5 protein-coding genes are annotated in these 7,806 nt (G+C 62.0%); 1 reads left to right on the forward strand and 4 read right to left on the reverse strand.

Going from position 1 to position 7,806, the window contains the following annotated elements; genetic code table 11:
* Positions 1 to 161: 161 nt before the first annotated feature.
* From ACODSO_RS28790 to ACODSO_RS28805, 4 genes are all read right to left on the reverse strand, one after another.
* Positions 162 to 1,403: a TniQ family protein gene (locus tag ACODSO_RS28790; protein WP_052047645.1), complete on the reverse strand. Its 1,242-nt coding sequence runs from the start codon at positions 1,401 to 1,403 to the stop codon at positions 162 to 164.
* Entirely contained in the window at positions 1,400 to 2,365 is a 966-nt protein-coding gene (locus ACODSO_RS28795) for a TniB family NTP-binding protein (RefSeq protein WP_230074848.1), read from the reverse strand. Before ACODSO_RS28795 ends, ACODSO_RS28790 begins: the two co-directional genes overlap by 4 nt.
* Before the next feature lie 4 nt (positions 2,366 to 2,369).
* Positions 2,370 to 4,052, reverse strand: a complete 1,683-nt coding sequence (locus ACODSO_RS28800; RefSeq protein ID WP_032389201.1) for a Mu transposase C-terminal domain-containing protein — start codon at positions 4,050 to 4,052, stop codon at positions 2,370 to 2,372.
* A 719-nt stretch (positions 4,053 to 4,771) separates the two neighbouring features.
* Positions 4,772 to 5,575 (reverse strand): ParA family protein, encoded by an 804-nt coding sequence (locus ACODSO_RS28805; RefSeq protein WP_489040037.1) that lies wholly within the window; start codon positions 5,573 to 5,575, stop codon positions 4,772 to 4,774.
* A gap of 1,556 nt (positions 5,576 to 7,131) precedes the next feature.
* Here ACODSO_RS28805 and ACODSO_RS28810 point away from each other — a divergent pair.
* Complete coding sequence (locus ACODSO_RS28810) at positions 7,132 to 7,620, forward strand: hypothetical protein (RefSeq protein ID WP_489040036.1); 489 nt, start codon at positions 7,132 to 7,134, stop codon at positions 7,618 to 7,620.
* The last annotated feature ends 186 nt before the right edge of the window (positions 7,621 to 7,806 follow it).

Raw genomic sequence — 7,806 nt, forward strand, 5'->3', positions numbered from 1 at the left:
GCTCTTTCGAGTTGAAACGCGCTGAGCAGGGATTTAGACGAAGACGGTGCGGGAACGGAAATTCTCGTCGGTCACCGCACACAGACCGTGGGTGACTACAGGAGGCGATTGATTCCCGCGTAAAAGCGGGCGTAGAAAAACGTGGGGTGATCATGCGCGCTTCAGTCCCAGTCCAGTCGGATGCCGAGCTCGACGAAGGCATAGGCCAGCTCATCGATGTCTTCTTCGGTGCGGCAACCCGTTCTCGCCAATCCGAACAGAGATCGGGCGGCGTCGCTGTCGACGCGGGCGGCGGCGACAGCGGCATCGATCGCCGCAATCACACCGTCCCAAGCGCTGCGGGCGGGTACCGGACTGCGAGACCTTGTCGGAGCGGTCCCCGGATCGACCGGCTCGTACCGTCGCGGCCGCAGCAAGCAGGCATCAGCACCGCTCGCGGCCATCTCATCGTTCTCCACCGCGATGATCGCGGTCGCGGCGGCAAACAAAACCTTCGCTTGCTCGTCCCACCGCAGTTGCTCGAACGGAACCCATGATGTCCGGAGCGGGCGAGAATGGCCGGTGGACTTCCAGATCGCGCTCAGTGGCTTCGCCCACCATCCGGTGCGGACCAGCGGCGTCGATACCTCGTCGACGACGGTACGCAGCAGCCTGAACCACACTGCGGCATGAACACGGCCCGCGCCGAGCTCGACCGACCCGCTCGTCAATGCGGCGGCGGTGCGCCGGTCGATTTCTGCGACGACTGCCGGTACCGGTATCGGTGATGCGTGATCGTCCGAGCCTGCTGGTGTCCTCTCCCAGAAGACCAGCCTGCCGGGTACGACACTGCAGAATTCCAGTCGACAGTGATGTTTCGTGCAGCTGGTCAGCATCGGGTACTGATGAGCCATCATGACCGCGATATCGGCGTCTGTGTCGAGGTCGTCGATACACAAGGGACATGCCCGCGTATCGAGCTTGCTCACCCAGGGAAGCCACATGCCGGCGGGCGGTGCGCGTCGACGTCGATCTGCCATCGCCAGACCCGCCGGTAGTAGGACAGAGAACTGATGGGCGTAGGTGTCGAAGTCACATTCGGCGGGGTCGGTGCTGTCGAGGAGCCAGGGCGTGCACCCCGCTAGCGTCATCTCACGCAGCCGTTCCGCCGCACAGGTGCTCCTCTGGGCGAGGGCGTCCAGCACCGGCTCGGGTGTGTAGCGGTCCAGGTCCACGCCCGGACTCTCGAAGCCGAGCCCGTCGAGAAGGTCCGCTGTATTGATCAACGAATACAGTGCGCTGGTCCGGGCCAGCCACGACATCAGAGTCTCACCAGGTAGTGGTTGCGGGTGAAGGGGCCACCGCGGATACGCACTGTGGGCGAGCGCTGTGTGCGCTGCAGGGGCATCGGATGGAATTGTCATGCCAGGTGCCGCTCGAAGTGGCGGCGGCGTTCGGTAGGCCCGGAGTAGACGGTCTGCGTCAACACCTGTGAGGTGATCGCTTCCTCTCCGGCCTCTAATGCGGTCACTGCGGCCGCGGTCAACAGCGTGGCCAGTTCGCCGATGGTGCCCTCACACCGGGTGAGGAGGTAGTCGGTCATCTCCGCCGATGTCAGATGCGAGGGCGCACGCAATGGGAAGCTGGCGGTGAAACTCGCCAGCAGGGAGCGGGTGTCGGTGTCGTTGGTCCAGATCGGCAGCGTCATGGGGTGAAAACGGTTCTCCAACTGCCCATCGCTGCGGATAGCGAGGTACGCCTCTCGGGTACCGACTCCGACGAGAGGGATCCGCAGCTCGTTGCCAAGAAACCGCAACAGGTTCAGAAATTCTCGGCGCACGTTGTCGCGGCCGGCAAGAACATTGTGGAGCTCGTCGATGATCAGCATCCGCACCCCGGTCGCTCGCAGCAGCGTAACCGCTTGCTGTTCGAGTTCGTGAACGCGGCTTCGCGGGCGCATCGGCGTTCCGAGTGCCGCGAGCATCGCCAGGTAGAACCGTCCGGGTGCTGGGTCCGGGGGCATCTGCATACACAGCACCGGTATCTGCTCACGGTCGGGCAAGGTGACCGCAGGGTGCGCACGCCGGAACTTCTCGATGATCATCGACTTGCCGTTGTTCGTCGGTCCGATCAGAAGCAGGTTCGGCATTCGTTGCCGATCCGGCCACCCCAGCAACGTCTCGAGGTGCTCGATCACCGACCGTGCACGCGGATACCCGATCCACCGTTCCGTGCGAATGTGCCTGATGCGTTGCGCGGCAGGGAGAACCGCGATCGGTCTGACCGAACTGCGCAGATGGTTGAGGTCCGCACTACCGGGGTCGATGTCTTGGCAGCTACGGTCGTCGCCGTCGCCTGCGGGCGTGATTCGGGGGTCGTTGTTCACCGTTTCACCATTCTTCGATGTCGTCGAAGATCGGAACCGACACGTCGTCGGTGCCTGGGCCAAGCTCGGGCGGGCCCATCGCGTTCGGTGATGTCACGACGCTGCTCAGGTGCGCACGACGACTGCGGTTACGTCGAGCCCGTCTGGTGTCCTTCTGCGCCGATGTTGCGATCTCTCGCATCTTGTCGATCATCGAGAACAAGGCGTGTTCGTCGATATGTGCTCGGCCGTGTTCGCGCAGTCGTGTCACTGCTGCGCGATGTTCCCACAAGGTCACCGCTGGATGTGACATCGTTCGATACGGCACCTCGATGTATCCGCCGCCGCTGTCGGGGTCCAGGACCCACACCCTGCTCAGATCTCGTGGGTCCCGGCGGATCACAAACTGGCCCAGGGTCTCTCGTCGGGCGATCCACGGTTTCAGAGCGTTCGCGAAGTACTGGATGTGGTCGATGACGAACCCCGTCCGCGTCAGGCGACGGCGGATGACGGGAAGGAAGTCCACCAGGAATGCGGTCTCGTCCACCACCGTCGAGCTCGCCAGAGCACTGTCAGCGTCGGTGCTGCTGGTCCACCGCGCAGCCGGGCTCTGCCGGAGGCCGGTGTGCACCTCTGCGTGATACGCCGCGACCGCCAGGACCAGCCAGCGTTCCAGTTCTCGTAACGTCAACGCCGCCTTACTATCCGAGTCGTAGCTGCCCCGCTGAGTTGGGTTCGAGAATGTGGTGCCGGGGAGTTCGTGGACCTGGGTCATGACGGTGCCGATGATGCGTTCGACGATCCCGCCGTAATGCGGCCTGCCGGGTGGGCGGTAGCCGAGGTCGATGCCGTGTTGCTCGCAACCGCGCTGGAGCGCTTCACTTTTGAACTCGGAAGCGTTGTCGATGTACAGGCGGTGCGGCTTTCCGGCCATCGGCCACCGCACATCCGCGCCGAGGCCCAGAGAGTCGATCCATACGCTTTTGTCCGAGCACACCCGGCCCAGACACAACCCGACCGACACTGCGGACGGCGGATCGAGAGTTACCACGAACCCAGGTATGCAGCGGCTGAGGACATCGATGGCAATCGTGAGATAAGGACGTCCGATCGGCGCCCGGTCGTATTCGTCGACGATCATCAGATCGACCACGGTGTGATCGATCTGTACTTGCTGGAGAACGGCCGTCACCGGCGGCGGGACATCGCCCGCGGATTGCCGCGACCTGGCGGCGTCCGGTCCGCCACGTGAGCGTGCGACACGGCCCGGGTGCATTGCTGCGATCCGGGCATTGACTGTGTTGCGGGCTGGGATCGGGAGTCCGGCGCGGTGACAGGCCTGCGCGATACGACGATGTAGTGCAGCGACACTGAGTTTCTGACGAGCCAGGAATTCACGGTTGATGTGCTCGGTGATCACGTCTTCCACCTCGTCTGGCACGCGGGAGCGTCCACGTCCGCCTGCGGGCGCGGAGACCAGTAGATCGGTAACCGCCCCTTCCCCATTCCGGAGTATGGACAGCAGCGCGTACACCCGCCGGGGCGAGACACTCAACTGTTGCGCTGCATCCTCGACCGCGGAGGTACCGATCGCGGATCGATTCATCAGCTCGTTGAGCACTGCGAACCGTGCCCGTGCCTGCTCCCACTGCTCGGCCGACGCGGTCAAGACACCAGCCTCGACGACGTCGAACTTCTCCGCATCCATTGCAGCCTCCGAACACCCGACCCAGGTGACCGATTGTGCAGTCCACTTCTGCACTCAGAATGTCAGAAGACCACTGCAATCGGAGGTGAAACCCCAGGAAAACATGACGCCCACTTCTGAAACTGACAACCGAATTGGCCTTGAGGTGTCTCGATAGACGAACGTCGAAGAGGACTCCGAGCGTCGGTGGGGTCCTGAAGCCTCGGGCCCACCGCAGGTCAGTCATCGCGCACAGGTACACGACTGGCGGCTTATGGGCAACCCAAGAGCTGTGCTAGCAACGCTAGCTAGCACAGCAAGCGGGCATCCTCATTCAGCGGTCTAGATGCCCCGCTTGTCGAGGTACTCACAGAGCGCTGCGTCAGTCAAGGAAGCAATACTGATTGATCGATCCCCTGTCTCATAACGCAGCCTGTCGACAGCTCTGTTCAAACGAAGCTTGGTCGAACTCCGTATCCGCACATTGTGCTGCTCGCTGAACTTTTCCACGCCCGCCCCTGCAGCCCGCCGAGCATTGTGCGGATCCGATGATTCGTTCGGCGTTGTAAGAGTGGGCTCGTTGCTCAGGCTGATACCGCCAGCACTGGCCGAAACGTCGGCGGTCGGCGACGCGGCTGATTCCTGCGGTGCTTCGGGCTCAACGCGCCGGGGTGAAACGGTCGGTCGCGAGGGGAGATCTGCGGCCGGGTGGCGGCGGATGGCGGGTTCGCGTTGTGCGTTCATGCGGCAGGCTCTCCTAGGAGGTCGATAGACAGTTCTTTTAGCAGGGCGTCGTAGGCGACTTGCAGGTCTATCGCCCGGCCTCCCCTGTAAGAATGGATGGGGGTGTGGCTGCTATGAGCGTCTTGGCGCGCCGCTAGCTCCGGGATCCCCGCTCTTGCAACCAATTCTCCGTATGCAGCACGCAACTCGTCCTCGCGATACTGATGCTCCGAGGTCCTTCGTTTCTTCGACAAGACGATCTTCTCGAGCTCAAGACGAGGGTTCGCACGCCGCTTGACGTTGGTGATGGTTTCCTCAACCTTGGTAATCGCTCGCACGCTGTCGATGGTGGGTTCTGTGACCGCGATGACTGAGTCGCAGGCGCATAAGACCGCGAAAAGTAATTTGCCCAGCGACGGCGGGCAGTCGATGAAAACTGCACTGTAAGGCGACAGATCGACACCCTCAAGCGCGATATCCAACCGAAAGATCAGGTCGTTTGCGCCGTCAGCCTCAAGATTGGCGAGGCTCTGAGTCGCCGCGATCAGGTCGACCCGATCCCATTCGGTTGCTACTACCGCATCCGCGGCTGCACCCTCGCTAGTGACTGACATCAGGTCGAAGGTAGTTCGCGTGTCGTCATCAACGTCGACTCCTAGACCGGTCGTCGCATTGGCCTGAGGGTCCATATCGATGACAAGGACGTGTTTGCCCTTGTCGGCCAGAGCACTCGCCAATCCGAGGGTTGTCGCTGTCTTGCCAACCCCGCCCTTCTGGTTGCATATTGCGAACTTCCTGGGCTGCTTCGACGACGTCGACATCGGGGATTCGCGTTCCTTTCTCTGTTCGAGGTTCAAATTCGAAAACTCTTGTTTTAGGAAAGTGCGTTGGCTCGCACACCGGACGGGCATAAAGCATGCAAGCCTTCTGGCTCGCTACGGTATTACCAATTGCTCCGTGTGCTGCGTTAACACGCGGAGCGACGCTTGCGCCGAACGCTCTCCTCGCTTCCGTATCTTGGTTCGCTTTGCTCGCACTGCTTGCTCGTCACGCTGCAGTACCTTGCGTAGCTAGCCACGCAAACCTAGTCACGCTTGCGTCACTTGCCAGACACGCGTGGCTTACTCGCATCGCTATCGAAGCTATGGGCGCTTGTGGAGCTTGTGGAGCTTGTGGAGCTTGTGGAGCTTGTGGAGCTTGTGGAGCTTGTGGAGCTTAGTTAAGTAGACACACTTGCCTAGCACCGCTCGATCTGTTTGCAACCTTAGTACACCTAGCGCACTTTGCAAGCTTTACGCACTTTGCTAGCTCACCTAGCTTTACTCGCTATCATCGCACTGATCGATAGCTATTCTGCGGTAAGCACCAACGCGCACGGAGCGAAGGTGGCTCACCATCCGATTGCACGCGACATACCTAGGGTGCAACACCCCTCAGCAGGACAAATAGCACTGCTACGTCAACTAGCACACGTAGCCGAGACTTTCGAAAGCGTCTGCGGCAGCGCAGGCGTTGCAGAGCCTTGCAACAACTTGCACCGGAGTGCGTCAGACAAAAAGCGACGCACCCTCCTGAGGCAGGCCGGGTGCAGAGACAGCAGGCGGCTGCACGGACTGAGCTTCTAACCGCACCGACAGTCAAGGATCGCAGGCGGGAATCGCGTGCGGGCTCGGCGCCTTCTCAACCCGCGCGAAATCACGCCAGACGCCAGTAGGTGTCTAGCTTTACTAGCGTCGATAGCTATCGCCGCTAGCTTTGGGTTCCAAACAACAGGTTGACCAGTCGTCCCATACGACGATGACCAAGGAGTGTCGGGGCGACTCGTCGCTGCAACCGCCTCGGCCAGCGGCGAGGTCGGGGGTCGAGAGTGGGGATGTTGACCGTTGGCGACGTACATAAGCACCTTCGGCATCATTTACAAAGGTGCGAGGTGAGTGGGGCCGACACTCAAGACACGAGCACTGCCACAGCGACGCTGTTCGCGTCCAGGCCGAAGGGGCGGTCGGGACCACAGCTCCGCCCAAACGCAACCAGTCACTTCGTGAAGTACCGCTGTAACCGGTCAGCCCAAGGACCGCAGAGATGTCCCCACCGTCGAGGCCCCAGAATGCCGAAGCGGAATTCGCGGTAACTGGTCCACCGGGGAGGCAACGACCGCAATCGAGAACCTGATGTCACGGGTCCGAGAACCTGATGTCACGGGTCGACGCGGGACGAGTCCTCGCGATCTACGACCATGGACGTCAAGAGATCGGCCGTCGGCTCGGCACTGATCCCGACGTCACGGAAACGCTATCGGTGTTGCTGACCGCGCTGGTTACGGAAAGCCCCAGCGACCGGCACACCGTGGCCCTGCTGCAAGGCGCCCAACGCGGCTTTGCCGACCACGGCTACCACGTCGGAGTTGCCGTACATGGTCGGACCCGGTCTGACCACCGACCCGTTCACCACTGACACCGGTGCCCGAATGCACGAACGCCTCGCCCACCCTGTGCGCGCCGGCGTACTGGGCACGACCTTGTTCACGGGCGTCAGTTACAGCACTTTGACAAAGATCCCGATTGACGCGCTCAGCGAGAGCGCCCACATGCTCCGCCTCGACCCCGCTGGCAGGGGCGGAGCTGTCGCTGTTCCAGACTCGGCTCGGTCGCTGCTGTTGGCTGCCCGTTCCTTTCAGCTGCAGCGTGGAGCAGCACCGTCGTCGGCGTTGTTTCGCGGCGGCCTGGGCGGCGAAGGCCGATTCGTACGTGACAGCGCGGACGCGTGCGGTCTGACTCTGCCCGTCCGTCATCGATGGGACCGGCAATGGCAGGCAACGGTCGCCGTCTCCACACTCGCGGCCGCCTTGGAGATCTCGGTCGGGTAGGACCTCTATGAGTGTCGGGTAGGACCGGTGCTTCTATCAACTCGCCAGCTCGCAAATCCAGCGATTTCAGTCGCGACCTGGGCTTTTGCTAGATATTTTGGGCAGACTTGTCCCCTCCGAAATTGAAGGGCGTGTCCGTGGCCATGAAAAAGTACCCACTGGTGGCCAGGTCGAGGTCCCCACTGG

The organism is Rhodococcus sp. FG69 (genome assembly GCF_057808915.1).

What these genes read in the sequence shown, in the direction of transcription:
- ACODSO_RS28805 (WP_489040037.1), bottom strand. Translation starts at nt 5,575, where the DNA reads ATGTCGACGTCGTCGAAGCAGCCCAGGAAGTTCGCAATATGCAACCAG.
- ACODSO_RS28800 (WP_032389201.1), bottom strand. Translation starts at nt 4,052, where the DNA reads ATGGATGCGGAGAAGTTCGACGTCGTCGAGGCTGGTGTCTTGACCGCG.
- ACODSO_RS28790 (WP_052047645.1), bottom strand. Translation starts at nt 1,403, where the DNA reads ATGACAATTCCATCCGATGCCCCTGCAGCGCACACAGCGCTCGCCCAC.